At 41.1% G+C, this 26726-nt stretch carries 27 protein-coding genes; 11 read left to right on the top strand and 16 right to left on the bottom strand.

Going from position 1 to position 26726, the window contains the following annotated elements:
- Positions 1–51: 51 nt before the first annotated feature.
- The 3 genes from cysI to ATS75_RS12625 all read left to right on the top strand — a co-directional run bounded on the left by cysI (position 52) and on the right by ATS75_RS12625 (position 3360).
- Complete coding sequence (cysI, locus tag ATS75_RS12615; RefSeq protein WP_058560777.1) at positions 52–1749, top strand: assimilatory sulfite reductase (NADPH) hemoprotein subunit; 1698 nt, start codon at positions 52–54, stop codon at positions 1747–1749.
- A gap of 43 nt (positions 1750–1792) precedes the next feature.
- Positions 1793–2533, top strand: coding sequence for a phosphoadenylyl-sulfate reductase (locus ATS75_RS12620; RefSeq protein ID WP_058560778.1), 741 nt, complete (start codon positions 1793–1795; stop codon positions 2531–2533).
- Positions 2534–2832: 299 nt separating this feature from the next.
- The gene (locus ATS75_RS12625; RefSeq protein WP_058560779.1) at positions 2833–3360 is read left to right on the top strand and encodes a DUF4124 domain-containing protein; all 528 of its coding nucleotides are present in this window, start codon (positions 2833–2835) and stop codon (positions 3358–3360) included.
- A gap of 59 nt (positions 3361–3419) precedes the next feature.
- On the opposite strand, the gene ATS75_RS12630 is transcribed toward ATS75_RS12625, so the two are convergent.
- From ATS75_RS12630 to ATS75_RS12645, 3 genes are all read right to left on the bottom strand, one after another.
- Entirely contained in the window at positions 3420–4235 is an 816-nt protein-coding gene (locus ATS75_RS12630; RefSeq protein ID WP_058560780.1) for a substrate-binding periplasmic protein, read from the bottom strand.
- Positions 4236–5000: 765 nt separating this feature from the next.
- Positions 5001–5429, bottom strand: coding sequence for a hypothetical protein (locus ATS75_RS12640; protein ID WP_058560782.1), 429 nt, complete (start codon positions 5427–5429; stop codon positions 5001–5003).
- A 76-nt stretch (positions 5430–5505) separates the two neighbouring features.
- The gene (locus tag ATS75_RS12645; protein ID WP_058560783.1) at positions 5506–5889 is read right to left on the bottom strand and encodes an RNA-binding S4 domain-containing protein; all 384 of its coding nucleotides are present in this window, start codon (positions 5887–5889) and stop codon (positions 5506–5508) included.
- A 255-nt stretch (positions 5890–6144) separates the two neighbouring features.
- On the opposite strand from ATS75_RS12645, the gene ATS75_RS12650 reads away from it, so the two are divergent.
- Entirely contained in the window at positions 6145–6432 is a 288-nt protein-coding gene (locus tag ATS75_RS12650) for a hypothetical protein (RefSeq protein ID WP_058560784.1), read from the top strand.
- Positions 6433–6488: 56 nt separating this feature from the next.
- Complete coding sequence (locus tag ATS75_RS12655) at positions 6489–7154, top strand: hypothetical protein (RefSeq protein ID WP_058560785.1); 666 nt, start codon at positions 6489–6491, stop codon at positions 7152–7154.
- A gap of 7 nt (positions 7155–7161) precedes the next feature.
- Here ATS75_RS12655 and ATS75_RS12660 read toward each other — a convergent pair whose 3' ends face one another.
- From ATS75_RS12660 to glnA, 5 genes are all read right to left on the bottom strand, one after another.
- Positions 7162–7620, bottom strand: coding sequence for a Crp/Fnr family transcriptional regulator (locus ATS75_RS12660; RefSeq protein ID WP_058560786.1), 459 nt, complete (start codon positions 7618–7620; stop codon positions 7162–7164).
- A 28-nt stretch (positions 7621–7648) separates the two neighbouring features.
- Complete coding sequence (gene ntrC / locus ATS75_RS12665) at positions 7649–9034, bottom strand: nitrogen regulation protein NR(I) (RefSeq protein ID WP_058560787.1); 1386 nt, start codon at positions 9032–9034, stop codon at positions 7649–7651.
- 16 nt (positions 9035–9050) lie between these two features.
- Positions 9051–10121, bottom strand: coding sequence for a nitrogen regulation protein NR(II) (gene glnL / locus ATS75_RS12670; protein ID WP_058560788.1), 1071 nt, complete (start codon positions 10119–10121; stop codon positions 9051–9053).
- Positions 10122–10208: 87 nt separating this feature from the next.
- Positions 10209–10736, bottom strand: coding sequence for a DUF4124 domain-containing protein (locus ATS75_RS12675; protein WP_058560789.1), 528 nt, complete (start codon positions 10734–10736; stop codon positions 10209–10211).
- A gap of 122 nt (positions 10737–10858) precedes the next feature.
- A complete protein-coding gene (glnA, locus tag ATS75_RS12680) occupies positions 10859–12265 on the bottom strand; it encodes a glutamate--ammonia ligase (RefSeq protein WP_058560790.1) in 1407 nt (468 codons plus the stop codon).
- Positions 12266–12770: 505 nt separating this feature from the next.
- Here glnA and typA point away from each other — a divergent pair.
- Complete coding sequence (gene typA / locus ATS75_RS12685) at positions 12771–14594, top strand: translational GTPase TypA (protein ID WP_058560791.1); 1824 nt, start codon at positions 12771–12773, stop codon at positions 14592–14594.
- Between the two features lie 466 nt (positions 14595–15060).
- Here the strand turns inward: typA and ATS75_RS12690 are convergent, their stop codons facing one another.
- Positions 15061–15789, bottom strand: a complete 729-nt coding sequence (locus tag ATS75_RS12690; protein ID WP_058560792.1) for a CBM9 family sugar-binding protein — start codon at positions 15787–15789, stop codon at positions 15061–15063.
- A 188-nt stretch (positions 15790–15977) separates the two neighbouring features.
- Between ATS75_RS12690 and ATS75_RS12695 the strand changes: the two genes are divergently transcribed.
- Positions 15978–16235, top strand: a complete 258-nt coding sequence (locus tag ATS75_RS12695; protein ID WP_058560793.1) for a hypothetical protein — start codon at positions 15978–15980, stop codon at positions 16233–16235.
- Positions 16236–16255: 20 nt separating this feature from the next.
- Here ATS75_RS12695 and ATS75_RS12700 read toward each other — a convergent pair whose 3' ends face one another.
- Both ATS75_RS12700 and ATS75_RS12705 read right to left on the bottom strand, forming a co-directional pair.
- Complete coding sequence (locus ATS75_RS12700) at positions 16256–17347, bottom strand: MBL fold metallo-hydrolase (RefSeq protein WP_058560794.1); 1092 nt, start codon at positions 17345–17347, stop codon at positions 16256–16258.
- Positions 17348–17485: 138 nt separating this feature from the next.
- The gene (locus ATS75_RS12705; RefSeq protein WP_058560795.1) at positions 17486–18142 is read right to left on the bottom strand and encodes a DUF2959 domain-containing protein; all 657 of its coding nucleotides are present in this window, start codon (positions 18140–18142) and stop codon (positions 17486–17488) included.
- Positions 18143–18227: 85 nt separating this feature from the next.
- Here ATS75_RS12705 and ATS75_RS12710 point away from each other — a divergent pair, with 85 nt between their 5' ends.
- From ATS75_RS12710 to dtd, 3 genes are read left to right on the top strand one after another with little or no spacing between them, the layout of a single operon-like run.
- Positions 18228–19121, top strand: a complete 894-nt coding sequence (locus ATS75_RS12710) for a virulence factor BrkB family protein (RefSeq protein ID WP_058560796.1) — start codon at positions 18228–18230, stop codon at positions 19119–19121.
- Between the two features lie 30 nt (positions 19122–19151).
- Positions 19152–20105 (top strand): alpha/beta fold hydrolase, encoded by a 954-nt coding sequence (locus ATS75_RS12715; protein ID WP_058560797.1) that lies wholly within the window; start codon positions 19152–19154, stop codon positions 20103–20105.
- Positions 20093–20530: a D-aminoacyl-tRNA deacylase gene (dtd, locus tag ATS75_RS12720; RefSeq protein WP_058560798.1), complete on the top strand. Its 438-nt coding sequence runs from the start codon at positions 20093–20095 to the stop codon at positions 20528–20530. The genes ATS75_RS12715 and dtd overlap by 13 nt, the downstream gene beginning before the upstream one ends.
- A gap of 5 nt (positions 20531–20535) precedes the next feature.
- Here dtd and ATS75_RS12725 read toward each other — a convergent pair whose 3' ends face one another.
- Positions 20536–21225, bottom strand: coding sequence for a spermidine synthase (locus ATS75_RS12725; RefSeq protein ID WP_058560799.1), 690 nt, complete (start codon positions 21223–21225; stop codon positions 20536–20538).
- 194 nt (positions 21226–21419) lie between these two features.
- Here ATS75_RS12725 and ATS75_RS12730 point away from each other — a divergent pair, with 194 nt between their 5' ends.
- Positions 21420–22313, top strand: coding sequence for a bifunctional GNAT family N-acetyltransferase/hotdog fold thioesterase (locus ATS75_RS12730; RefSeq protein ID WP_058560800.1), 894 nt, complete (start codon positions 21420–21422; stop codon positions 22311–22313).
- Positions 22314–22378: 65 nt separating this feature from the next.
- Here the strand turns inward: ATS75_RS12730 and ATS75_RS12735 are convergent, their stop codons facing one another.
- From ATS75_RS12735 to ATS75_RS12750, 4 genes are all read right to left on the bottom strand, one after another.
- Positions 22379–23422, bottom strand: coding sequence for a phospholipase A (locus ATS75_RS12735; protein WP_058560801.1), 1044 nt, complete (start codon positions 23420–23422; stop codon positions 22379–22381).
- Between the two features lie 221 nt (positions 23423–23643).
- Positions 23644–24765 (bottom strand): succinylglutamate desuccinylase/aspartoacylase family protein, encoded by a 1122-nt coding sequence (locus tag ATS75_RS12740; protein WP_058560802.1) that lies wholly within the window; start codon positions 24763–24765, stop codon positions 23644–23646.
- Positions 24766–24770: 5 nt separating this feature from the next.
- Positions 24771–25976 carry a PLP-dependent decarboxylase gene (locus tag ATS75_RS12745; RefSeq protein WP_058560803.1) on the bottom strand — a complete coding sequence of 402 codons (1206 nt, stop codon included), beginning with the start codon at positions 25974–25976 and terminating at the stop codon, positions 24771–24773.
- Positions 25976–26716 carry a 2,3,4,5-tetrahydropyridine-2,6-dicarboxylate N-succinyltransferase gene (locus tag ATS75_RS12750; RefSeq protein WP_058560804.1) on the bottom strand — a complete coding sequence of 247 codons (741 nt, stop codon included), beginning with the start codon at positions 26714–26716 and terminating at the stop codon, positions 25976–25978. Before ATS75_RS12750 ends, ATS75_RS12745 begins: the two co-directional genes overlap by 1 nt.
- Positions 26717–26726 lie beyond the last annotated feature (10 nt).

Genomic DNA, 26726 nt, shown 5'->3' on the forward strand with positions numbered 1-26726 from the left:
CTTATAAAAGCAACGCTAACAGCCGTCACTGTAACAAATTTAGGATTTAAAATGAGCGAACAAGATAAAAACGTAAAGCTTTCTGATAACGAGCGTTTGAAAAGAGAAAGTAACTTTTTACGTGGCACCATAGAACAAGATTTAAAAGACGAGATCACGGGTGGATTTACCGCAGATAACTTTCAGCTAATTCGTTTCCACGGTATGTATCAACAAGATGACCGCGATATTCGTGGTGAGCGTGCAAAGCAAAAGCTTGAGCCATTGCACAACGTAATGCTTCGTGCACGTATGCCTGGCGGTATTATCAAACCAGAGCAATGGTTAGCGATTGATAAATTCGCTGATGAGAAAACCAGCTATGGCAGCATTCGTTTAACAACGCGTCAAACGTTTCAGTTTCATGGTGTGTTAAAGCCAAACATTAAAGGCATGCACCAAATGCTTAACAGCGTGGGTATCGACTCTATTGCCACTGCTGGTGATGTGAACCGAAACGTACTGTGTACTACTAACCCTGTTGAGTCTGAACTTCATCAAGAAGCATACGAGTGGGCTGCAAAAATTTCAGAACATTTGTTACCAAAAACTAAAGCGTATGCAGAAATTTGGCTAAATGGCGAAAAAGCAGAAACCACGGAAGAGCCAATTTTAGGGTCTAATTACTTACCACGTAAGTTTAAGACAACCGTGACGATCCCACCTAATAATGAAGTGGACGTACATGCAAACGACCTAAACTTTGTCGCCATTGCAGAAGCTGGAAAACTAGTTGGGTTTAACGTACTCGTTGGCGGTGGTCTTGCAATGACGCACGGCGATACTGCCACATACCCTCGTAAAGCAGACGACTTTGGTTTTATTACTCTGGAAGACACGTTAAAAATTGCTGAACATGTGGTATCTGTTCAGCGTGATTGGGGTAATCGTTCGAACCGTAAAAATGCAAAAACTAAATACACACTAGACCGTGTAGGGTCTGATGTATTTAAGGCTGAAGTTGAAGCGCGTTCAGGTGTTAAATTTGCACCTAGCCGCCCATTTGAGTTCACTCACCGTGGCGACCGTATTGGTTGGGTTGAAGGCATTGATGGCAAACATCACTTAACGCTATTTATTCAAAGTGGCCGTATTTTAGATTACCCAGATAAACCACTTAAAACAGGTTGTCGTAAAATTGCCGAAGTTCACCAAGGTGATATGCGCATGACAGCGAACCAAAACTTGATCATTGCCGGTGTGCCAGCGGATCAAAAAGCAGTGATTGAAGAAATCGCCCGTAACCACGGTTTGATTGACGACAAAGACACTGAGCAGCGTAAAAACTCGATGGCCTGTGTGGCATTACCCACTTGCCCACTTGCAATGGCTGAGGCTGAGCGTTACTTACCAAGCTTAGTTGAAAAGACTGAGGCATTGCTAGCTAAGCATGGTATCCCTGATGACAGTATTATTATGCGTGTTGTGGGTTGTCCAAATGGTTGTGGTCGCGCGATGTTGGCAGAAGCCGGTTTAGTGGGTAAAGGACCAGGTAAATATAACGTGTACTTAGGGGGTAACCTTGAAGGCACACGTATTCCTAAATTGTATTTAGAAAATGTCGGTGAAGACGTTTACTTAGATGCCTTTGACAAGCTAATAGGTCAATGGGCGAGTGAACGTAACGACGGCGAATGCTTTGGTGATTTTGTTATTCGTAAAGGCATTGTTGCTGAAGTTAAAGTGTCAGTGACTGATTTTCACGCTTAATTTTAAAGCAAGCGGTAACGCTTGCTGAGGTTTGGAATTTACTATGAGTGAATTTAAAAACATATTACAGCTAGATAAAGAAAGCCAAGCAGCGCTGTTAGCAGATGCCAATGGTTTACTTAAAGATTTAAACGCTGAACAACGTGTTGCTTGGGCGCTTGAAAACTTACCTGAGACGCAGTTTTTATCATCGAGCTTTGGTATTCAAGCGGCTGTGATGTTGCACTTAGTGACAACACAACGCCCAGACATCCCTGTGGTATTAACGGATACAGGTTACTTATTCCCTGAAACGTATCAGTTTATTGAGCAAATGACGGCGCGCTTAGCACTTAATTTAAAGGTGTATAAGTCGGCTCTAAGCCCAGCATGGCAAGAAGCTAAGTTTGGTAAGTTGTGGGAGCAAGGTGAAGCGGGTATTAAGCAGTACAACCAGCTTAATAAAGTAGAGCCGATGACTCGTGCGTTAAAAGACATTGAGGCTGGTACTTGGTTTAGTGGCCTGCGCCGTGACCAAGCGTCAACTCGTGCTGATAAGCAAATTGTTGAAATTAGCCGTGGCACAGTTAAAGTTTACCCGATTATTGAATGGTCAAACCGCGATGTGTATCAGTATCTAACCAAGCATGACCTACCTTACCACCCGCTTTGGGAGCAAGGGTATGTGTCGATGGGTGATGTGCATACTACACGTAAATTAGAGCCGGGTATGACAGAAGAAGAAACGCGCTTCTTTGGCTTAAACCGCGAATGCGGTCTGCATATTGATGGTGATGGGATTTAATCCTAAATTTCTATCTGAATATTCTTAAAACGCAGCTCAGCTGCGTTTTTTCGTTTATGGCTGAAGTATAGTAAATAAGGCGTACGCGCTTATTTAGTTCTCGAACAGTACCTGTAGAGGAGTATTAAATGAAACTGTGTCACGATTTTCAGTGGTAATTTTATTTATTGTCAGGGGAAGCGCGCGTTAACGTAGTCAATATTTTTAAAAAAGCTGAAAGCTAGTGTGGAGCTTGCTAGAATAGTAAACAGCTATCAATAAGCTTAATTATTTTTAAATATACTCTTCAAGGAATGAAAATGAAGTATTTTGCCTATATATTAATCATGCTATTACTGATTAGTATCACCACCTTATTTTATCTAAAGCGTCCAGATGGAAAATCTTGGCTCAGCGCAGATCAAATTTCACAAACTTCTACAAATTTGAAAACGCAAGCGGTCGCTCTTTCAAATAACACATTGGATGAAGCCGTAAAGCTGGTAACAAGTGCACACAGTAATATGGTGAATAAGGTTAAAGGCGATTTGTCATCATCCACCGTCATTTACAAATGGCAAGATCAGCATGGTCAATGGCATTATTCAGATCAACCTAATCCCCATGGTTATAGTGAAAAGGTGATCTTAGATCCAAATGATATTACCGTGGTTGAAGCCGAAGACACTTCGATTTTGAAAGGCAGTGCCAAATCTGGAGAGCTTGTTGTTACACAAAATCCAGCGAATGCGTATAATCCTGTTGTTATTAAAAAGTTGTTTGATGAAGCGGAGCAGGTTAAAGAAAAGCTAGCAGAGCGAAATGAACAGCTTCAAAAGGCACAGTAAGTAAAGGCTCGGGTTTAATGGTCTAAGTTAACGCAGTCGATTATTGAACTCATACTTTACTAACGATCAGCAGTGGCAGAAAAAAAAGAGTGGTCAACAATTGTGGGTAAATTATAAAATTCGAGCCAATTTTGTGTGATCGTTTTTATTTCACCAGATTGGATGAGTTTGGTCAGGGCATGATCAAATTGATCTCTGATTTTCTTGTTATTAAAGACGATAAATGATCCCTGATAATCTAATAAATTAAGTGACACGTAGTCATTGGGATCTAAGCCCGATAGGTGAGCGGTGTGCCTATAAAACATTAAATAATCACCAATTCTCACATCGATTTTCTTTTTATGAAGTAGTTTATTGAGTGCTTGCTGGTTCGCAGTCTCAAAGTATGTAATTGTGCTTGATTGAGTGTATGCCTTATATTCATCACCAAATAGATTTGATGCCCCCGTAAAACTAGCAAGGGTAAGGCCGTTTAGGTCAGTTAATTTTTTGATACCCCCTGACCATTGATTCTTATGCATGATAATTCTATTTAAAAATTTCACTCTGTAGATTGAGGGGAAACTGTTAGCTGGGGGGAGTGCAGTGTAATTAATTGCAATATCAGCAACATCATTTATGAAGTAGCGTTTTATAGCATCATTATTTAATGAAACGAGCCTGATATCGCTATACCCTTCTTGTTGAAGAACTTTTAACAGTACTAAATCGAAATAACCCTTTCCATCAACATTCTCTTCCTTGAAATAGGGAGCAAAATTACCTGAAGCGATTGTTAATGCAGGTTTTGCATGCGCAATTGCACACAAAGCACAGAGTAAAATACTCGTTAGCATGAGCCTACCTGACACTGACTTATTTGTTATTCTCATTGGTATTCGCTTTTGTTGATTTTTCTTGATTGGCTTCTAAATTCATAAGTATCAATGTTAAACAAATTTTCGTTGGCAATGAAAATAAAACACCGAACGCAATACACGATGCACTAATAATAATTTTGTTAACACTATTAATAGCATCAAAATAGTCTGAAACCAAAAGATAGTGACCCTGTACAATAAGACTTAGCCCTAATATTATGCTTAATCTAAGCATCTTGATGATGATTTGAGGAGACATCAGTACACTGTTTGGATTACTAATACTTTAAGTGTAGCCAAAAATACTCAGTTCAACGTGTTCTGAATCAAATAAACAACTTTGAGGCTACAGTTAAATGCTCGCCAATTCATCTTCTGGAGCACTGGCTTTAATTACACCTGCTGGCGATATATGGTCGGTTATGACAAAGTCACTTAGTTTAGTTAAGCAACGTGCACTCCTTTTAAATTGAGGCCACCTTTAGTATGTAACAAGCGTCAGGTAAAACTTTGAGCAAAAATGGGAGTCGTTTGGCTTTGTTAACAAGAGCTTGTAATGAATAAATATGAATACCCTTAATTCCAATCCTCAAAATAGATCACTTAATTAAGCGAATTGGTATAAACCGTAAAACTTAACCTTTTACTAGCCAGTAAATAGCAAAGTGTATACCAATATCATTGTTGCATTTTTAGACATTGCATGTAGTCAGTGTGATGGTGATTTTTTAGTTTTCGAGGAGCTGGAGGCATAAGAAGGCAAACGCCTTCTTAGTATTATTTCAGCCAGCCTTTTTTTATCGCTTTGTGGCTAATAACTAATAATAAAAGAGCGATAATAATTACGAGTAGTGGCATAAATACAGCACTCGCGCCGAGCAGTTCAATACTATTGATAATAATAAAGTTATAAAATTGCTGTACAAAAATCGCGGCGGTAGAGAGTGCAAATACACTACGTGCTAACGCTTTTTTAAATACAAGCAATAAACTGCCTAGCGTGCCACCAAACACTGCAATAGCAAACGCGAAGATGAACCAAAGCGGGGTGTTTGAATAAGCTGCTTGTTGTTCTGCAGGGAGTTTACTGATCATATCAGGGGTCATAAGCATCTGCATAATAAACGCAATAACCCCGAGTAAGTTCCAAACAAATGCTGCCCATGCAATGTTTTTAAGCCATGCTGGAAATATGTGAGTTGTCATAATGTCCTTTTTTAATTGTTATTAATAAAGGAGTAATTAAAGACGGTCATTGTTTGATTAACAAGTGCTATTTAATTTATCCAAATGAAATAGGGCGACGACCTGTTTTTTCATCTACCTTTGGCTTTTTAGTGCGCTTACGTTTACTTTTAGCTGGTGTTGCTGTTGCTGGCTCAGGTGTTTTTGATGGCTCAGGCTGTGAGCTTTCAGCCGATCTTTGCGCTGGCGTCGCATCTTCACTCAAGGTTAATTGAAACCATTCACCATCAAACTCGAGCACATCACCACTGTATAATTTTTTCCGTTTGATGGTGCAAATCTCATGGTTAACACCCACATAACCTTCCGTAATTAAGTTTTTTGCTTGACCACCACCTTCGACTAAATCAAGCACTTTTAGTAGTTTGCATAGCTCAATTGGCTCTTCTTCCAATTCTATTTCAATGTATTCATGATTCATGTTAAGTCTCAATAAGGTAGGGCGTAGGCCTTATTATAAAGGCTTAGGGAGAGTTTTGCACCATCGCTTGAATTGCGGATAGGAAAGCCCTTTATTAATTTTAAAACTTTTCCAGTATTTCCCTCGTATTTAAAAAAACTGCAGCATTCTAGCGTTAAGCTGCAGCTCTCAATTTGCCAATATGTTTCAAAAATTTATAGCGCTAGGTAGCGTAATAACAATGTAAGTATACTTGCATTGAATATGGAGTAAAAAATGGGCGTAAGATTAGCAATGCGAAAAGAGTTAATGGGGTTGCATAACTCCGATATGTTAACAGTCGATGATGTCAGAACTCACCTTACAAAAACCGTTAAACAACGCTCACCGAATATTGAACAAGGGTTTTCAGTGATTTCGAAGTTTAATGATAATCATAGTCAGCTCGTCAGTGGTGATAATAATAAAGAGCGTTTACTTAAGTTTGAACGCCATCGTTTGTTCAAGGATGTGTTGTATACCCGCCAAAGTGTTGATGCGTGGTTAAACAGCCAAATCAATTAAGTTGCTTTTAATGACTGCCTTCAATAGACTACACCTGTAATCAATTGGAGGTAATTATGAAAAATGGACTTTTAACATTCATCTTTCTTGTCTTTTTGGCAGCATGCCAACAACCCACGGTTTATATTTTTAGTGAAAACCTTCAGGATGAACAGCGAGAACAGCTTGATGCGGCGCTAAAAGCACAATCATTAGCGTATGAATATGTCGATCTTGAGGTGCCAAGAGAGTTTGGCGCAGCGACACTGTTGTTATCAGATGATAAAATTCTCCGCGCGCAGACGCAACAATTAGCGGTTATTATGCAGGAGCTGGGATACCAACCAGAAGTCAGTTATACAACGCGTGCAAATCACTTTTATGGCGATGGTAATATCGGTTTTTATTTAAAAAGTGTTGAGCAGGATAACGTATTTTCGATGCCAAAACGTGTGCGCACCAGTCAGTGCGAGCAGGATGAGTTTAATGATTTAGCGGTGACCTTTACTGATCAACATGCTGAGTTCACATTACCCAGCGGCGTAAAAGTGACGTTGAAATGGGAATATTTATATGGTTACTTAGTTATTTACTACCGTAATTATTCGCAAACATACAACCACACTCAGCCATTGGTTAATACACCTTTTGGTGCTAAGCCATCAGACACATATACTATAACGGCTCATGTTAATAAGCCCAGCTGGCTCGATTGTTCATTACAAGTGGTTTATATGGATTAATGTAGGGCTAACCGTGGTTTTCAATGTGCTCACTCAGCTTTGCAATACGCTCACTCATTCCTTCGATAATACGGTCTTTAATTTTTTCGCGAATGACATTAGGCAGCCGCGTTAGCGCTTGCGGTGTGATTGCAAGGACAATGGTATCGCAGGTGGCACGTGCGCTAGTGCTTCGCTCCCGATTATTAATAAATGCGCCTTCACCGATGAACTCTCCGGGCTCTATTGTACCCAAATCGAGTAAGTGGCTGTGCCTAAATACAACAATGGCACCACTGAGCACAATATAAAGCTGTTTATCATTATCGTATTGTTTAAACACAAAACGGTTGTGTTGAACTAAGTAGAGGTGACTAAATGATTCCAGCAATATCTGGCGTTCATCTAACGTAAACTCCCTAAAAAAGCTCAGCCTGTTGATAATTTCCATTTGTTTTATCAACGGAATGTGCTCGATTAACTTCATAATAATAGATCGCCAACACCAATAAACATTAGTTGATATTGCGCTCTTTTAGTTTACGGGTCAATGTATTGCGTCCCCAACCAATTTTAACGGCAGCCTCTTGCTTGTGGCCTGCGCAATTTGCCAGTGCTGTTTTTATTAGACGCGTTTCTAACTGTGCCTGAATATTAGGCCAGATATTTTCTTTCCCTTGCTTTAACTCTTGATTGAGCCATTGCTGAAATGAATCAAGCCAGTCGCCTTCTTGTTGAGACACGTCAGCCTCGAGTATTTCAGGGGGTAAATCTTGTTCACTTATCAACTCACCAGGTGCCATAACGGTTAACCAACGACAAGTATTCTCAAGCTGCCTTACGTTACCAGGCCAACCAAATAAACGAAGGTGATCTGTGGCTTTAGCACTTAACACTTTACTTTCTACTTGTAAGTCTTTTGCACTTTTATGTAAGAAGTGTTGTGCCAATCGCTCAATATCTTCAGTACGTTCACGTAATGCAGGTAAGCGTAACCTCACCACGTTTAACCTGTGAAATAAGTCATCTCTAAACTTACCTTGTTTAACAAGGTCTTCGAGGTTTTGGTGCGTTGCAGCAATGATACGCACATCGACTTTAATACTTTGGTGTCCACCCACGCGATAAAATTCGCCATCAGCAAGCACACGCAGTAAGCGTGTTTGCACATCAAGGGGCATGTCACCAATCTCATCTAGAAATAGTGTGCCGCCGTTAGCTTGCTCAAAACGACCTTTGCGTACAGTATCTGCGCCAGTAAATGCGCCTTTCTCGTGACCAAAAAGCTCAGATTCAACTAACTCTTTTGGGATTGCTGCCATGTTTAAAGCGATAAATTGGTTTTCTTTACGTGGGCTGTGATTATGCAATGCACTTGCAACAAGCTCTTTACCTGTGCCAGATTCGCCATTGATCAGTACACTCATACTGGATGCAGACAGCTTTCCAATTGCGCGAAATACTTCCTGCATGGCAGGGGCTTCGCCAATAATGTGCGCACTTTTGGGGGGCGCAGCTTTACGCTTTGTTTTTTTCGCAGAGTTAGCGCGACAGGCACTTTCAACTAAAGCAACCGCTTCATTTAAATCAAATGGTTTTGCAAGGTATTCAAACGCACCTTTTTGGAATGCATTGACTGCTGAGTCTAAGTCCGAGTGGGCGGTCATAATGATCACTGGTAGCCCTGGGTTTTGTTCTGCAATTAATTCCAGTAGCGCCATGCCATCCATGCCTGGCATGCGAACATCTGACACGAGGGCTGTGGGCTGACTGAATTTTAGTGCCGTTAATACATCTTGTGCATTGGCAAAGCTTTCTGTATTAAATCCTGCGCGAGACAGTGCTTTTTCTAATACGAAACGAATAGATGCATCATCATCAACAAGCCAAACTGTTTTCATGGCAACTCCAAACCGATTAATCCACAAAAGGCAGATATATATTAAATTCTGTATGACCAGGCCAGCTATCACATTCTATATAACCGTTGTGTTGATCGATTAACGTTTGCGCGATTGAAAGCCCTAACCCAGATCCCCCTTCTTTATTGGTGATCATGGGGTAAAATAAAGTCTCCTTTATTTCATTATCGATGCCTGGTCCGTTGTCTGATATTTGGATCAGCAATGCCTTCTTAGGTGCTTTACCGGGTCTGCGCTGTTGATGGTTAATGCGTGTTTTTAGCTTAATCACACCGCCATCAACAAGTGCCTGCTGAGCATTACGAACAATATTTAATACAACCTGTTGAATTTTTCCTTGATCGATATACACATCAGGAATACTTGGGTCGTAATCTTTTTCTAAGCTAATGTTGTTATTGCTATCAAGCATGCTCAGTTTCACAACTGATTCTAATGTTTGGTGAATGTTACCGTACGTCTTTTTTAGTAACTGGTTCGGTCCTAACAATTTATCAACTAACTCACGCAAGCGATCGGCTTGTTCAATAATAAGCTCAGCACATTGATCCCGCTCTTGCTGATCAACCTCATACTGCAATAATTGCGCCGCTCCGCGTATTCCACCCAAAGGATTTTTTATTTCATGGGCAAGACCCCGTATTAGATTTCGGGCAGCTTGATATTGGTGCATCTGATTTGAAGCTTGGTCATGACGAATTTCATCGTCTGTTTGGCGACACTCAAATAAAATATAAAACGCATCATCAAGTTTTACACGTCGTGCACTGATGGCTAACTTTGCATGGCGAGAATCCACAAAAACCACGTCAGCTCTATGCTGGTGGCAATCCACGCCATCAATCAGTGAGTAGTGAGCAATCCGTTTTAGGTCAACAGAGTGGTAGTTAAATAAACTATCGAAAGGTTGGTTGAGAATACGTTTTGGGCCTAGCCCTAGCAATTCACTAGCGCTGTCGTTGACATAAACAAGGGTAAAATCTTTGTCTACTAAAATCACCGCTGTGGTTAGGTTTTTCCAGATACTGGCAAGTAACTCAGGATTAAATTTTTTATTATCGGGCATTTTGCACCATTTTAGTGCGCTGATGATTGTCGCAGCTTAGCATAGTTTATTTATCCATAGGCGTAACATAAATGATTGTTTTACAAATTATAATGCTGACTGCCTATGCATAAAAAATATACTTATAGGGCTTACTGCGATGAGCTTACCTTTTGGGTCAAATAACTTAACTTGTAAAGAGTGCTCACCCCGGTCAACATTACGAAGCGCAAATGTATTAGTTTCACTTGGCTTGGCATGGGCGATGCCATCAACGAATAATTGGACTTTGAAGTCACTTTCAAAACGAGGGAGTACGCGGGTATTTACATATACTGAACCGCTGTTTTCTCGGACGGTCTGCTCATTTTCCGGCGACGCTATTTCTATCTTAAAAGGCTTTATTGTGGTTGGTTTGGTTTCATTTAAAATGCGGGTATCTGTGGTGGGCATAGATAACACTTGGCTCGTTAGTTTAACTTCTATCGCCCCAGGTTTGGGGGTATCTGAAAAAACAAGTACGCCATTTTTATCTTTCCATGAATAAATCTTTTTTTCGCCAGCATGATTATAAAGACTGAACAAAGTGATTATCAGCAAACCAAAAATTGTAACTTTCACCTTATAGCCCTGCATTTAAAAAACTACATAAACTTTAGTGGAAAAAAATACTTTTCGCCATAAAAAAAGCCCGACGAGCGGGCCTTGAGAACACACATTAGAATTGTCTGAAATGAGACAATTTTATCTACAGTGAATTAAACACTGTAGTACATTTCAAACTCAACTGGGTGAGTTGTCATGTTAAGTTTTTCAACTTCCTGACCTTTAAGCTTGATATACGCATCGATTAAGTCATCGGTGAATACGCCACCTTGTGTTAAGAACTCACGGTCTGCGCTCAACGCTTCAAGCGCTTCATCTAGTGAAGAGGCAACTTGTGGAATTTCAGCGGCTTCTTCTGCTGGTAAGTCGTATAGATCTTTATCCATTGCATCGCCAGGGTGGATCTTGTTTTTGATACCGTCAAGGCCAGCCATAAGCATTGAAGCAAATGCAAGGTAAGGGTTAGCAGTTGGATCTGGGAAGCGTACTTCAATACGACGACCTTTCTCAGATGGTACTACAGGAATACGGATTGAAGCAGAACGGTTACGTGCTGAATACGCAAGCATTACTGGTGCTTCAAAGCCGGGTACTAAACGTTTGTACGAGTTAGTAGATGCATTTGCGAACGCGTTGATTGCTTTAGCATGCTTAATGATACCACCAATGTAGTAAAGTGCGTCTTCAGAAAGACCGCCGTACTTGTCGCCAGCGAATAGGTTAACACCGTCTTTGGCTAAAGATTGGTGACAATGCATACCAGAGCCGTTGTCGCCAACGATAGGCTTAGGCATGAATGTCGCTGTTTTTCCATATAAGTGAGCCATGTTATGGATAACATATTTCATTTCTTGGATTTCATCTGCTTTTAATACCATGGTATTAAAGCGAGTCGCAATTTCGTTTTGACCTGCTGTCGCTACTTCATGGTGATGCGCTTCAACAACTTGACCTAACTCTTCAAGCACTAAACACGTCGCTGAACGCCAATCTTGTGAAGAATCAACTGGTGAACAAGGGAAATAACCGCCTTTAACACCTGGACGATGGCCTGAGTTACCGCCTTCGTAATCTTTATCAGAGTTCCATGCCGCTTCTTCAGCATCAATTTTATACATTGAGCCTGACATGTCAGTTTTATATTTAACGTCGTCAAAGAGGAAGAATTCTGGTTCTGGGCCGAATAATACAGTGTCTGCGATACCTGTCGATTTCATGTATTCTTCTGCGCGTTTTGCAACAGAACGCGGGTCGCGCTCATAACCTTGCAGTGTTGAAGGTTCTACAACGTCACAACGTACGATAAGAGTTGCTTCTTCTGTGAAAGGGTCAAGTTTAGCTGATTCAGCAACTGGCATTAATACCATGTCTGATTCGTTGATGCCTTTCCAACCTGCGATTGAAGAACCGTCGAACATTTTACCGTCTTCAAAAAAGTCTTCATCAACTTGGTGATGAGGAATAGAAACATGTTGCTCTTTACCTTTTGTATCAGTAAAGCGTAAATCAATGAACTTAACGTCATTTTCTTTAATAAAATCTAAAACCGATTGTGACATGTGTCCTCCAACTGTTGGGTTTTATTATTGCTGCATAACTGCTTTTGCATTTAACAAGCTGATTCTGTGCCAATATTATAACCAATTGTTTATAATGTGAAAAAATATTAAAGGCCTAAATAGAAACAAGTAAACGCACTAACTTGGTGCGTTGTTGCAACTTATTGGTGCGATGCTCCTGATGTCTGTTTGCTGACAATTTAATCACTTCGAAATTAGCATAACCTAAATGGCAAAGACTGCCAAAAAGTTCCTAAAAATAGTTAAAATGGTTTATTGGGGAAAATAACTGAAATTTAATTCATATATTTGTCATATATAAAACAGATACTTAGTGAAAGTATTGAGAAAGTTTTCAAATTTATATTGGATAAACTTTCATCCATGCCATTAATGAGGGATAATATGCGCCCTTTTAAATCCTATGCTGGGACATCTGGTGAAAATGCAGATGAGTGCGTAGATCTTGCAGGATCAATGAGAATTAATTTCTCTGAGTAAATATATGAGCATCGAACAGTTAAGAAATATAGCGATTATCGCGCACGTTGACCACGGTAAAACAACTCTGGTTGACAAACTACTTGAGCAATCAGGTACATTAGAAACACGCGGCGGTAACGAAGAGCGCGTGATGGACTCAAACGACATTGAGAAAGAACGTGGTATTACCATTTTAGCTAAAAACACAGCTATCTCTTGGAATGATTACCACATCAATATCGTAGATACCCCGGGACACGCCGATTTCGGTGGTGAAGTTGAACGCGTACTTTCGATGGCTGACTCAGTATTATTACTTGTTGATGCTCAAGAAGGTCCAATGCCACAAACGCGTTTCGTAACGCAAAAGGCATTCGCGCAAGGCTTAAAGCCAATCGTCGTTATCAATAAAATTGATAAGCCAGGTGCACGCCCTGATTGGGTTATGGATCAAATCTTTGATTTATTCGATAACCTTGGTGCAACTGACGAACAGTTAGACTTTAAAGTAATCTACGCATCAGCTATCAATGGCTGGGCAACATTAGATTTAGACGAGCCATCAGATAACATGGAACCTATGTTCAAGATGATCGTTGACGAAGTATCACCGCCGGATGCAGATCCTGAAGGTGACTTCCAAATGCAAATCTCTCAGCTTGATTACAACTCGTACAAAGGTGTAATTGGTATTGGCCGTATTAAACGCGGTTCTGTTGCGCCTAACCAACAAGTTACGGTTATCAGCGCTGACGGCACGACTCGTAACGGTAAAATTGGTTCAGTACAAAGCTACTTAGGCCTTGAGCGTATCGACACTGATAAAGCTTATGCTGGTAACATCGTTACTGTAACAGGTTTAGGCGAGCTTAAGATTTCAGATACGCTTTGTTGTCCTAACAACGTTGAAGCATTACCACCACTAAGTGTTGATGAGCCAACAGTAACAATGACGTTCTCTGTAAACAACTCTCCTTTCTGTGGTAAAGAAGGTAAGTTTGTTACATCACGTAATATTCGTGAGCGTTTAGACAAAGAATTAGTACATAACGTAGCACTTCGTGTTGCTGATACAGATAACCCAGATAGCTTCCGCGTATCGGGTCGTGGTGAATTACACCTTGGTATCTTAATCGAGAACATGCGTCGTGAAGGTTACGAGCTAGCTGTTTCTCGTCCAGAAGTAATCTTACGTACTGTTGATGGTGTGTTAGAAGAACCGTATGAAACACTAACTATTGACTGTGAAGAAGAGCACCAAGGTTCTATCATGGAGCAAATTGGTCTTCGTAAGGGTGAACTTACTGACATGGCACCAGATGGTAAAGGTCGTATGCGTATGGACTTTATGATCCCAAGCCGTGGCTTAATCGGTTTCCAAACTGAGTTCATGACGCTAACGTCTGGTTCTGGCTTACTTTACCATACGTTTGATCACTACGGTCCGCACAAAGGTGGCGAGCTAGGTGTTCGTAAGAACGGCGTAATGATTGCTAACGCAACAGGTAAAGCACTGACTAACGCATTATTTAACTTACAAGAACGCGGCCGTTTATTCATCGGTCACGGTGTTGAAGTTTATGAAGGTATGGTTATCGGTATTCATAGCCGTGATAACGACCTGACAGTTAACGCGCTTAAAGGTAAGCAACTTACTAACGTTCGTGCATCTGGTACAGATGAAGCACAAACATTGACACCAGCACTTAACTATTCACTTGAGCAAGCGCTTGAGTTTATTGCTGATGATGAGCTAGTAGAAGTTACACCTGAGAACATTCGTATTCGTAAACGTCATTTAACTGAAAATGAGCGTAAGCGTGCGGGTCGTGCTCCTAAGGCATAATCACCTTATTTAAATAATGTGATTTTAAAAGCCGCTGTATTGCAAAATACAGCGGCTTTTTTGTAGGTAAAAAAGAGCCGAAATTGTCAGCTAGCGGTTTAGTATAGAGTGGTTGCTTGACTTTTTTCTCTAAAGCGCAGCGCCTCTAGACCTCTTTGTGAATAATTCTTAAGGAATTTTTGTTCTCGCAGAATACCTAGCCAGAGGCGTAATTGGAAAGCTGAGAGTCGATATGCATTTGTTGGTACGGTGTTTTTCGTTGGGTTTCGCTGTGCTCACCCCAATCTACATGGGTAACTTATACCAATCCGCAATAATACTAAATCATTTTTAGGTATTGAACCTGACGCTAATGGCGTTAAAAACTTCTTATTTAGAACAACTAAATGACGAACTTTTTGCTTTGTTATTGACAAGGTTTTCTTGTCTCACAATAAACCCCTTAATTAAGCTAATTGGTATTACATCACTTTTTCGGCAGTAACGTGATTTTGCCAAACACGTTTGCATCGATATAGCCTAGATTAAGGCTGCCATTAACAGGCTGTATTTCGTGTGAGCCCATAAAGTGTTCGCGAATGTCACTGCCGTCGTTATCGCAGTAGGCGAGCATGAAGCCGATAACGTGCTTTGGTGTTAACTTAAGCGGTATGTTTTGCGCGCCTTCTTGGTAATCATTCGGGTAGAGTGTAATTGCGACTTCCCAAGTGATGTTGTAGGGGGCGCTTTTGTTGCGTTGCCAGCGGCTGACTAAGTGTTCATTATACAAATGGGGTTTTTTATCAGGCCCGTAATCAGCAGCTTGGTTATCAAGGCCAATATGATAGGCAAATGCAGTATGATTAAATTGATGGTTTCCCCCAGAGGCATCACTATCTATAAACACTTCTAACGCATCATCGTCCCAATACTTATCGGTAGGATTTGGGTGTGTATCAATCAGTACATCATCAACAATGTCGGCTTGTAAATACAGGGTGTTTTCATCCCACAGTAATTTATAGCGGCCTTTAAAGTCTTTAGTTGAATTAGGTAATGTGCCATCCATAAGGTAAGGCATAGGTTGCCATGTTGCTTGATCCCATGCGCTTTCAGAGATTCCATCAATAATAATAGGTGTAGATGTGTGTGCTACATCAATAGCGAAAGCTGCATTACTTAGTAAAAGGCTCGAAATCAGTGCTGATGCTTTCATGTCATTCTCACATAATCATTTTTACTAATAGTGTCTGAAACAGTATTTGAAAACAACAAGTAAGGGGGATAGGTGCTAAATAATATACGCAGAAATATACAAATGGTGAAGACAGATTTTTACACTTTTTAGTTTAAAAAACAGGTAAAGTAATATCATTGCTTAAATTAATACATACCAAAGGAGTTATGGTGGCTAAAGTATTGTCCTTAGCTATGGCCGTTTTTTTATCTGGTTGTACTTCGTCGCAAGTAATGAGTTCAAGCTGTGATTTTGTTGTTGGCAGTACGCAAAGTCAACAGCGACAAGAGCAAAACCTTTCGCTTGATAACTCAAACACAAGTCAAGAAATGAACGTGATCAATGGATTGTTTTATATGTTATTGGGCCCAATCAATCGCTCTCTTGGCGACGATGAGTGCAGTGCCCAAGCGCAAGAATATTGATACTAAATTCAAGTGTTGCTTTATAAAGCAACACTTTCCCCTTCATTGAGAATATAAAGCGGTGTCTGTGAGTCCATTTCATCGTACATATGTAATAAGCGTAATAGTGCTGAATGACTAGTGTGATCGCCCATTTTCCAGCTTGCGTTGCCGTATCCCCAAGGTATCATCACTTTACAGTTTAGGTCTTGTGCGGCTGTGAGAGCGTCTTCTGGGGTGGTGTGAACATAACGGTACCAGTTACCATTTTCTTCATGGTAATACGAAGCGATGGGAATTAAACAAACATCAATATCATCATATCGCTGTTGAATGTCGCTAAAGTGTTTTGAGTAGCCGGTATCACCTGCAAAAAAGAGTGTTTTTCCGTTTTGCTCGAGTAACCAGCCATTCCAAAGATCTTTATCATTATCTTCATAAATAAAGGGGACTAAAACGCGACTGCTAAAATGATGGGCGGGGAGTGAGTGAATCGTGAGATCATCAATGTTCGTTTTTGCAAACCAAGCCATCTCACTGATATTAAAACCGCCATCTGGGAAGTTATCACCCATCCCCAGAGGAGTTAAATAGCGCGGCTTATTGCCGATTTCTTCGATATCGGCTTTATTAAAATGATCATAGTGCAGGTGTGAATAGATTACTGCATCTAAGTTTTCAAGTTCACTCTTTGTTAGCCAGTCACCGGGTTGACGATAAAAACCAGAGACCAGTCTAAAGGCTAAATCAACAGGTGAGTCGAACTGTTCTTTTACTGGGTCAATTATGACGTGTTGGCCGTTAGGTGTATTAATCATAAATCCGGCATGGCCGAGCCAGCGAACGGTGAAACCAGTGTTGAGTGTAGGAATGGTTTGTTCGCCAATGTATAAACAGTGTTCATTTTCTTCTTTGCATTGTAAGTGGGGATCGCTTGGATAGCATTCACTTTCACAATTGTTTGGGTATGTCTTCTTACCGGGGTAAAGGTTGTGGTAACGACCTTCGCGTTGGCCCTCTTTATGCAAAGGGGTTATGGTATCTGCTCCGGCTATTCGCTCAATGTTATTTGTACTGCCGCACGCAGTTAACAGACCTGATATAAAGACTAAACTCAACGGGCTTAATTTCATAATTAGACGTTTTTTAGTTTGATTTTATAAAAGTGTAACAAGAATGACGGGCGAAAAAATAATAAAAAGGTAACAAAAAATAACAATAAAAAAAACCTGCAAGGTTGCAGGTTTTTTTATGGATTAATTTACTTGGGATTAACTCGCTTTACCCATTTGTGCAATGAACTTATTTGAATCAGCAATCGATTTGTTCATATCATCCATTAACACTTTGATATCGCGTTTAAGGCTAGTAAATTCGCCTTGAATTGCCGTGACAGCTTGTGCATTTAGGTTATGTTTTAAGTACAAAACATTATCTCTTAATGATGATAATACAGGTTCCATTTTGCTTTCAGCATTGCGCATTGAGCGTAATAATTTTTCAAAATCACGCTTGGTTGAATTTAACTGTTTACTGCTTTGGCGTTTTAGCGAAGCGTTAGAGTACTGCTCTAATTCACCTGCCCATTCATCGAATAATGCATCCGCAACGTCTTCGACTTTGTTGATGTTATTAGTCACATCGCTTGCCGCTGTAAGGCTCGATTCGTAATCACTGTTAAGTTGATCGTAGGCTTCTTTTAAGTCGCCGCCATCAAAATTAATTAGGGTGGTTAAACGGTCTAAAGCCGATTGGAACTCTTCTTGCGACTCTTCCTGAGAGTCTTTGGTTTCCTCTACACGGTCAACCAAAATGTCACGTTTGTGAACACCAACAGATTCCATTGCCGAGTAATAGGCAGACTGACAACCAGACAACACCATAGTTAACGCAAGTAAGGGTGCGCTGAATATTGAACGTTTTTTCATTGAGATCCCTTTAAATTCCTGTTTAGTTTTAAATTATGTGGTGGATTGCTATGATAATCAAAACTATTTTGCAAAAAGTTAACTTATGAATGACAGGGTAGCACATTATTGGCATCAAGCAGGCGCATTTTTTCGCCAGCAACCAGGTTGGTGGATGCAATATTTTAATCGTTGTATTGATGATCAAATCACGGTTAATGCGGGCTATCTAGCCTATGTGACATTACTTTCTTTAGTCCCCTTAATTGCTGTAGGCGTGGCGATATTCTCGGCTTTCCCAGGTTTTGAGGATACGCGCATTGCCATAGAAAATTTTTTATTTACTAATTTTGTTCCAACATCATCAGATGTCATCAAAGAGCACATAACGTCGTTTGCAGGTAATGCTAACCAAATGACCGCCGTGGGTATTGGCTTTTTAGCTGGCGTTGCGTTGTTACTTATTCGAAATGTGGATGCAACACTTAATAGAATTTGGCGTATTAAAACCAAGCGTCCAATGATGATATCGTTTGCAGTGTACTGGATGGTTTTGAGTTTAGGACCTCTATTATTAGGCGCGAGTATTGGTGTTACATCGTATATCGTCTCTTTGGTATCGTTTGCTGATCAAGGAATTCCTGGGTTTAGTGGTTTTTTAATTAAGCTGTTACCTTATTTAATTTCGATGGCAGGCTTTATTATGCTCTATACTTTAGTACCGAATACCCGAGTATCGTTTAGAGCCGCTGTTCCCGGTGCATTGTTTGCCGCATTGTTATTTGAGCTGACTAAGAAAGGCTTCGCATTATACATTAGTCACTTTCCATCTTATGAAGTGATTTATGGCGCAGTAGCAACAATTCCTATTTTATTTGTGTGGGTCTATTTGTCTTGGGTTGTTGTATTACTCGGTGCGGAGTTTACTGTGTGTATTAGCCCAAAAGATGCTGAAGAGGTATCTGAAGTCAAATTTGAAGCTGACTCATCACTCACATAACTCATTGCGCCGCTGCTAGGAGTCAGCGTTATGCAGTTATACCCGAGCATTACCCCGTACAATGACTTTCACCTTAGTGTGGGGGAGGGCCACCAACTTCACGTTCAAGAATATGGTAACCCAAAGGGCTTTGCGCTGGTTATTTGTCATGGCGGCCCTGGACTTGGTTTGCATCCTGATAATTGCCGTTTTTTTGATCCCAACCGCTATCGTATTATTTTATACAGTCAGCGTGGTTGCGGCCTGTCTACCCCTCATCAAGTAATTGATAACACTACTGATAACCTCATCGAAGATCTTAATTACCTTCGACAATCATTGGGTATTGAGAAGCTATCACTTTGCGGGGCATCATGGGGGGCAACACTGTGTTTGCTGTATGCCATTAAATATCGTAATCACGTTGCAGGCCTCATATTACGCGGTACATTTTTAGCCACACATGCTGATTTAGCGTGGCTCTATGGCCCCAAAGGCGCAGGGGCGCAATTTTACCCTGAGCTTTACCAAGCATTTTCACAAAACCAACCCGACGTGAAGCGCATTTTGGCGCTATACGCGCAGCACTTACATAGCGATGACCAAATTAGTGCCATTCATTATGCAAAGCAATGGTGCCAATGGGAAGCGGTTTTATCACAAGGAAGGCAGTCATCTCAATGGGCGTTGAACTGCCCACAGCAAAGACTCACAATGGCGCGTTTAATGGTGCATTATTTCAGTTCACAGTGCTTTATCGAGGAAGGGTATATTGCGAAAAACAGTCTGTATTTGCAAGGCCTCCCAATGTGGTTCATTCATGGACGACATGATTTGGTTTGTCGTTTTAGTGCCGTGCAGCAACTTACAACGCAGCTTAATGCACAGTTACTTGTGTTAGATGAAGTTGGGCACGGTGTTGATAATCATGTATATTTGGCTGCTGTGCGGCGTGCTGCCGACCTCATGTCTATCAAATTGTCGAGGAATCAATGCAAGGATTAATTCAGCGAGTAAAACACGCAAATGTACAAGTCGATAACCATGTTATTGGGCAAATTCAGCAAGGAATATTATTGCTATTAGGGGTTGAAAAACTAGATGATAAATTAACTGCAGATAAGCTTTTACATAAGGTGAGTAATTACCGTATTTTTACAGATGAAAACGATAAAATGAACCTAAGTTTACTTGATATTCAAGGTGAATTAATGGTCGTATCTCAGTTCACCTTAGCGGCGGATACTAAAAAAGGCATGCGGCCTAGTTTTTCATCTGCGGCAGCACCTGAACACGCACGGGCGTTGTATGAATACTTTGTCAGTCAGGCGCAATCTCAAGGTATCAAGGTGGCAACGGGTGAGTTTGCTGCAGATATGCAAGTGAGCTTGTGTAACGATGGCCCAGTTACGTTTAACCTGACCGTGTGATTCTATTATCGATTTATCATCACGATATGGTTTGTGTAGTTAGGTATTTTTTCAATGTTTGGACGCTTGCCAAATGTGGTGATTAAAAGGTGCTCTAGTTGCTTGAGTTGCGATTGATGAGCAGACAAAAAATTAATAAACAAATACCCATCAGTATTCAATGCATCACGTATTTTTTCATAAAACAGGTGTTTATATAAAAAGACAGGTGCATCTAGCTGACTAAATAAATCAAGAATAATCCAATCATATTTGTTGTCTTGTTCAAGTACCGTTTGAGCGTCACAACACTGTAAATTATTCGCATGAGCCCCGGCAAATAATCGTTTATAACAGTGAATAATATTCGGGTTCTTTTCAACGGATATGAGTTGGCTATCAGGGTAAGTATATTGGATGTAATTACGAATCGCGCCAGCGCCTAGCCCAAGTTCAAGTACTGTTCTAGGTGGCTTTAAAGGCTGCCACAATTGCGATAAATAGTGTAAATGCGGGAACAGCAGATGGCTTGGATGACTTTTCTCAACAACGGACTGTAATATGTCGTTAATAAGCAACCAGCGATATTGTTTGTGCTGACGAACTTGAATGCAATCAGCACCATGTTTATGCCAATAGATTAGTTGTCCTATGCGATGGCAATCTTCAATAAAGCAATGCTTTACAATACCAGAACTTACAATTAAATTTTCCATACACGTAGCTTAGACGAGTCAACATAAAGCGCCAACCTGTTAAGCAAGTTTTACAGTTAAAATAGTGGCTCACCAAAGTCGTATTCCAAGTTTTTCAAAGATAGCGTATGGTAGGTCGCAATAAAAAACGCTGTATTACTTTATCTAACAACGTTAGGTATTTTAAATGTGGCATTAGAACAACAGGAGAATATATGTTTCAAGTAACTACGCCACAAAGCAGTGAAGATTGGCAGGCTTATTATCAATTACGCTGGCAGGTATTGCGCGCACCTTGGCAGCAGCCTCGAGGCTCTGAACAAGATGACTTGGAACAAGATGCAGAGCATCGATTTATTAAAAACAAAGTGGGTGAAGTGCTCGGTGTTGCCCGTTTGCATTTTAATAATCAGCAACAAGCACAAGTACGCTATATGGCCGTTGCTGAAGGCAACCGAAATCAGCACATTGGTAGCCGGCTGCTTCATGAACTTGAGAAAATAGCATGGACACAAGATGCTGACGAATTAGTGTTATTTGCACGTGAACGTGCTTTAGAGTTTTATCAACGCCATGGCTATGAGTTAAAAGAAAAAGCGCATCTGGCTTATGATGAGGTTCAACATTTTAAAATGGTGAAGCAAAAGCCTTCAGAGCCAGGCTGGTTTCGTCACCCTGATTGGACGCAAGTTTTGCAAAATACATGGCGCGAATCCATTCCAATTAGTGATGCGATGGGTATTAAGGTAGAAAGTTATACTGACTGGCAATTTACCACCCGCGCAGATTTAAATGCGAACTTAAATTTACACAATACGATGTTCGCGGGTTCTATTTATAGCTTAGCGACTTTAACAGGGTGGGGAGCAACATATTTAGCACTTAAAGAGGCTGGACTTGAAGGCAATATTGTACTGGCGGATGCATCGATTAAATACTTAAAACCATTGAATAATGACCCGCGTGGTAGTGTTGAACTCAGTGGCTGCAAAGGTAAATTAGCGGATCTTGAAACCGAAGGAAAAGCAAGTTACCGAGTCCCTGTGGCAATTTATGATGGGGAAGTCTTAGTGGCTGAATTTGAGGGGGAGTTTGTTGTTAAACGATAATGGCAAATTACTCTGTTAGCTCTAAAAAGCCAAGCATTGCTTGGCTTTTTACGTTAAGGGAAAATTTAGAGTAAATCGGTTAATAAAATACCCACACCGATACGCTCAATATCCGCATTATAATCGATTAAACTTTCACCATAACCGTTAAAATACTGGGCGTAGCCGCGTAGTCGGCCCCACAGTGGGAATGACCAATCGAGCTGAATGGCTCCTCGATTATCTGAATTCAAGTTATTACGGGTCATGAAACTAAATTCATGATCTTCATAGCGATAAGCACCGGCTAACTCAAAGTATCCCATGTATTTATATATATCTGGGTTATCATCTCCTTTTGCTTCCGTTGAATCTTCTTTTTTGTCTTCTGGGAGGCGGTACCAGGGTTTGAAACTGAAAACGAAACCATTATTTTCCCAAATAAAGTTGGCATAAATGCGGTTCCATGATCGAGAGTGTGGCTGACTTCGACCATTAGATTGGTGAACCATACCGACTGCTACAGCCATTTCATCACCCCAAAGCACGTTTTCGGGGTCGAGGTAATTAATCCAGAAAACTTCAGGCTCGTAGTTTGTTTCGCGAAAGGGGGATGAGATGTCGTTATTATAAAACTGCCAAAATGATTGCAAAGTAAACCCAAAAAACACCGCTTGATCGTCGTCTGCAAAGTCATTATAGATGGGCACTTTAATTGAAAGTTGATATTTAACTTCTAGGTTATCGAGTTGTTCGCCATCGGGTTCATCAGTCAACTCGTTGAGTCGGCCAAAGGGGCGTGTATTTGGATTTGATACGTACGACAAAGGCAAAATATAATTGCGTTTGTGTGGGGTGATCACATTCCGATTTTTTTGACCGACTTGTTCGCGAGCTTTACGTTTATCAAGCGCCGTTATTTGTTTGCTTTCATCCAGTGCTGAGCATTTTTTACGAAGCTGTTCGAGGGTTTGATTTCCATCACCTGCGATGGCTTCATTTAAGATGCATTGCTTTACTAATTCAATGTCGCTATCTTGTTCGTTAGCACGTTGCCCTTCACTTTGTTGAGATAAGACACTTGTTGAAAGCAGTGTGGTGAATAATATAATCCCAAAACGCCAAGCCATTTTTATTCCCTTGAGAAATGTATATATGAAAAAGTATACCCTGCTTTATGGCTTAGCAAAGGGGAATTTGCACTTAATTAACTATCAATTGCTTCTTTTAATTAAGTATTGTGGTAAATGAGCATGAAAAAAAAGCGGCATAAGCCGCTTTTTCAACACAAAACACCTTTAATAGCGTATTTTGCTCTCACGCAATGAGAAGATGTAAGCTTTAACAATATTTAAAGCTTAAATACGTTGGTAAAGAACTTATACAGTTCAGTACCTTGATTAACGCTTGCTGATGCAAAGTGCAAAATTGCGATTGCGTCGCACTCTAGGGTCAGTGTTTGCAGGGGCTGCTCGTTTAAGTAACGTTCCATTCGAAGTATGTTAGCAATAGGCTCGCCTGCTCGGATATGCCCACCCAGTGGCGCAATGTATTCAACCATACCACCCATAGGTGAGTAGTAAGCTAAGTAGTCATCTAACTTACAGCCGAAACGCGTCATCTGTTTTGGTTGATAGGGCGCATCAATAAAAACGTGTTTGTGGTTTAAGTAACTTAAAATACTTGTGGCGTCATCTAGTGCAGCCTTTAAGTCTATTTTTTCTTGGCTGCCTAGCTCGACGGTAAACGCTTCAACTTGCACAGCAAATTCACGGCCTTGCTGAGCCAATGCATCTGTTAATTGCCACCATGGGCAAAAGCTGGCTTCGTCCATCGCACCATCAAATTCATTTGGGATGAGTAGCACATGGGGGATATTAAAGTAACTGGCACTGTTTACCGCATAATCAGGACAATATAAATGTTGGCTCGAGATAGGGCCTGTATGTAGGTCGAGTACAATATCAGCTTGGTGTGCCAATTTTTGTAAATTAAGGGCAATACGTTTACCGGTTGTTAAGCGGTAATCCGGCCCAGCTAGTTGTTGTTCGACTTCTTCTATAAGTGCTGCTTTGAACGCGTTTTTTAGTACTCGCTCATCGGCATCACGGTATTGCTCGGCAAATTGTGATGCAAGCTGGCTATTGCAGTGGTACATGCGATTCCAGTTTGTGCCCGTGATTGGATCAAAACGACCTAATGTGAACTCTCCCGATTTTTGATTGCAGCCAATAGGGTTAGCGTAAGGGACTAAGGTGATATCACCTTTGAGCTCAAGGTGTTTTAACTGTTCAAGTAATTGGTAAATAACCGCATTCCCTTGCACTTCTGCACCATGCATGTTTGCCTGCACATAGACACTGGGCCCCGTACCATCACCTTTCAAGCGATACACAGGAATGGTCAATGGTAAGCCGTTTGCCACTTCGCCAACAACAATGTTTTCTTGACTGATAGGGGGTGTAATACTCATCTCATTTACCTTAAATAGTCGCTGGCATCTGCTGCTTGGCGAACACAGTTAAGTTCGCCATTGTGTATAACGTACTCGGCTGCAAGTTCGTGACATAAAAAGTAGGGCATGCTCTCGGTGAAGCCGTATGCGCCGCATTGGCTAAACACCAGCCAATCATGCTCATTCAAATCGTTAGGGAGTTGATGTTCACCCAAGCAATCAAGGGCTGTGCACAATGGGCCATATAAACTCATCGCTTGGTTTTCGGCCGTTGAGTTACGTAATAACTGTGCTGGAAAGTCTTGATTTGTGACCGCAGGACGCAGTAAGTGATTTATGCCACCACTAAGAATAACCTGCTGCTGACCATAATTTAATTTACGCTCCACAACAGGGTTAGCATAATGGCCACATTCACCTACAGCATAACGGCCAAGCTCCATCCATAACTCATTGACCCCTGCATGACGTTTTATATTTGCAAGTGCTGTTATTAATGCATCCCAGCTAAGCGTGTCGTCATTTTGTGTGTAGGGGATCCCTAAACCGCCACCTAAATCAAGTACGTTGAGGTTGACCCCTAGTTTGCTTGCAAGTTGTTGCAGTGGTGTAATCATTTGTGACCACAGCTCAGCGAGTTTGTCGCTGCTGAGCATGTTACCCCATTGGAAAATATGTAGCCCATCAAAGTTCAGTGCGGGGTATTGGTGAGTATTCAGTGCGAGCCACTCATCGCAACCTAGACCAAAAGGCGTTAAACTATCCCCGCCAAGTGGGTTTTTTTCGCCTTCAGGCCAGCGCAATTGTACACGCAGCAAAACTTGTAATTGGCATTGTTGATCCACTGCTTGCTCGTTAAGCCAGCGAACTTGATTGAGGCTTTCGGCGACAAACGTGCGTACTCCGCGCTCAATAAAGTGCTTAATTTGTGCGGGGCTTTTAGCCGGCCCCGTATTGAGCACGCGCTCACTGTTAATTCCTTGAGCAAGTACTTGCTCAAGTTCGCCTTTGCTTGCCACATCAAAATTAAAGCCTGCTTTATCTAAACATTGAATGACTGTAGACAGCGGGTTTGCTTTAACGGCGTACCACAGTTTAACGTCGGTTTGTGCTACTAAGCGGGCTAAATGTGTGTTTAGCGCATCAAGGTCGTATACAAAAAATGGCGTTTCAAGCTGTGTTGATAACTTATTGATTGCTGATTTAACTGGCGTGCTCAAAAAGGTCATTAACGTAAAACCTCTTCTAGCAATAATGACGCATCACTTTGTTCGTCACGGTATTTCACAATTAAGGCACATGACATACTTAAACCTTGCTCACGTGCCCAATCATTTGAGGCAGGACGAGAGCCAGGAATAACAATCGCGTACTCAGGAATTGCTTCACCTTTTTCAAGTTGACGTTCATTAACACAATCATAAACAGAGATTGTGGCTGATAAACGTACGCCAGGTGCGAGTACCGCGCCTTTTTTAACCACAACACCTTCAACAATCACACAACCTGCGCCAATAAAGGCATCGTCTTCGACGACAACAGGGCTTGCGCCTATTGGCTCAAGTACCCCGCCTAGTTGTACTGCAGCGCTTAAATGGACGTTTTTACCAACTTGCGCACATGACCCGACTAACGCGTGGCTATCAACCATTGTGCCTTCATCAATAAACGCGCCTATGTTTACATACGCTGGTGGCATAATAATTGTGCCCTTTGCGACATGTGCGCCGCGGCGTACACTGGTTCCACCGGGTACCATACGCACACCTGCCTCAGCTGCAAAACCTTGCGGTGCTAAGTTGTGCTTGTCTACAAATCCGCCTGGAAATTCAGTATTGGTGCCGTTTTTAAACGCCTCTAAAATACCTTGTTTTACTTCGACATTAGCGTGCCATTGGCCACTTTCGTCTTGTGTTGCTGCGCGAACAGCGCCCGATTCTAAATTATTCAATAGTTCTAACCAGCTCATTATAAAAACC

Origin of the sequence: Pseudoalteromonas sp. H105 (assembly GCF_001469215.1) — a bacterium.
In the GTDB taxonomy this organism is placed as follows: Bacteria; Pseudomonadota; Gammaproteobacteria; order Enterobacterales; family Alteromonadaceae; genus Pseudoalteromonas.

Bases quoted from the DNA above. Each gene is read 5' to 3' on its own strand.
- cysI (WP_058560777.1), top strand. From the start codon at position 52: ATGAGCGAACAAGATAAAAACGTAAAGCTTTCTGATAACGAGCGTTTG.
- ATS75_RS12620 (WP_058560778.1), top strand. From the start codon at position 1,793: ATGAGTGAATTTAAAAACATATTACAGCTAGATAAAGAAAGCCAAGCA.
- ATS75_RS12625 (WP_058560779.1), top strand. From the start codon at position 2,833: ATGAAGTATTTTGCCTATATATTAATCATGCTATTACTGATTAGTATC.
- ATS75_RS12630 (WP_058560780.1), bottom strand. From the start codon at position 4,235: ATGAGAATAACAAATAAGTCAGTGTCAGGTAGGCTCATGCTAACGAGT.
- ATS75_RS12640 (WP_058560782.1), bottom strand. From the start codon at position 5,429: ATGACAACTCACATATTTCCAGCATGGCTTAAAAACATTGCATGGGCA.
- ATS75_RS12645 (WP_058560783.1), bottom strand. From the start codon at position 5,889: ATGAATCATGAATACATTGAAATAGAATTGGAAGAAGAGCCAATTGAG.
- ATS75_RS12650 (WP_058560784.1), top strand. From the start codon at position 6,145: ATGGGCGTAAGATTAGCAATGCGAAAAGAGTTAATGGGGTTGCATAAC.
- ATS75_RS12655 (WP_058560785.1), top strand. From the start codon at position 6,489: ATGAAAAATGGACTTTTAACATTCATCTTTCTTGTCTTTTTGGCAGCA.
- ATS75_RS12660 (WP_058560786.1), bottom strand. From the start codon at position 7,620: ATGAAGTTAATCGAGCACATTCCGTTGATAAAACAAATGGAAATTATC.
- ntrC (WP_058560787.1), bottom strand. From the start codon at position 9,034: ATGAAAACAGTTTGGCTTGTTGATGATGATGCATCTATTCGTTTCGTA.
- glnL (WP_058560788.1), bottom strand. From the start codon at position 10,121: ATGCCCGATAATAAAAAATTTAATCCTGAGTTACTTGCCAGTATCTGG.
- ATS75_RS12675 (WP_058560789.1), bottom strand. From the start codon at position 10,736: ATGCAGGGCTATAAGGTGAAAGTTACAATTTTTGGTTTGCTGATAATC.
- glnA (WP_058560790.1), bottom strand. From the start codon at position 12,265: ATGTCACAATCGGTTTTAGATTTTATTAAAGAAAATGACGTTAAGTTC.
- typA (WP_058560791.1), top strand. From the start codon at position 12,771: ATGAGCATCGAACAGTTAAGAAATATAGCGATTATCGCGCACGTTGAC.
- ATS75_RS12690 (WP_058560792.1), bottom strand. From the start codon at position 15,789: ATGAAAGCATCAGCACTGATTTCGAGCCTTTTACTAAGTAATGCAGCT.
- ATS75_RS12695 (WP_058560793.1), top strand. From the start codon at position 15,978: ATGGTGGCTAAAGTATTGTCCTTAGCTATGGCCGTTTTTTTATCTGGT.
- ATS75_RS12700 (WP_058560794.1), bottom strand. From the start codon at position 17,347: ATGAAATTAAGCCCGTTGAGTTTAGTCTTTATATCAGGTCTGTTAACT.
- ATS75_RS12705 (WP_058560795.1), bottom strand. From the start codon at position 18,142: ATGAAAAAACGTTCAATATTCAGCGCACCCTTACTTGCGTTAACTATG.
- ATS75_RS12710 (WP_058560796.1), top strand. From the start codon at position 18,228: ATGAATGACAGGGTAGCACATTATTGGCATCAAGCAGGCGCATTTTTT.
- ATS75_RS12715 (WP_058560797.1), top strand. From the start codon at position 19,152: ATGCAGTTATACCCGAGCATTACCCCGTACAATGACTTTCACCTTAGT.
- dtd (WP_058560798.1), top strand. From the start codon at position 20,093: ATGCAAGGATTAATTCAGCGAGTAAAACACGCAAATGTACAAGTCGAT.
- ATS75_RS12725 (WP_058560799.1), bottom strand. From the start codon at position 21,225: ATGGAAAATTTAATTGTAAGTTCTGGTATTGTAAAGCATTGCTTTATT.
- ATS75_RS12730 (WP_058560800.1), top strand. From the start codon at position 21,420: ATGTTTCAAGTAACTACGCCACAAAGCAGTGAAGATTGGCAGGCTTAT.
- ATS75_RS12735 (WP_058560801.1), bottom strand. From the start codon at position 23,422: ATGGCTTGGCGTTTTGGGATTATATTATTCACCACACTGCTTTCAACA.
- ATS75_RS12740 (WP_058560802.1), bottom strand. From the start codon at position 24,765: ATGAGTATTACACCCCCTATCAGTCAAGAAAACATTGTTGTTGGCGAA.
- ATS75_RS12745 (WP_058560803.1), bottom strand. From the start codon at position 25,976: ATGACCTTTTTGAGCACGCCAGTTAAATCAGCAATCAATAAGTTATCA.
- ATS75_RS12750 (WP_058560804.1), bottom strand. From the start codon at position 26,716: ATGAGCTGGTTAGAACTATTGAATAATTTAGAATCGGGCGCTGTTCGC.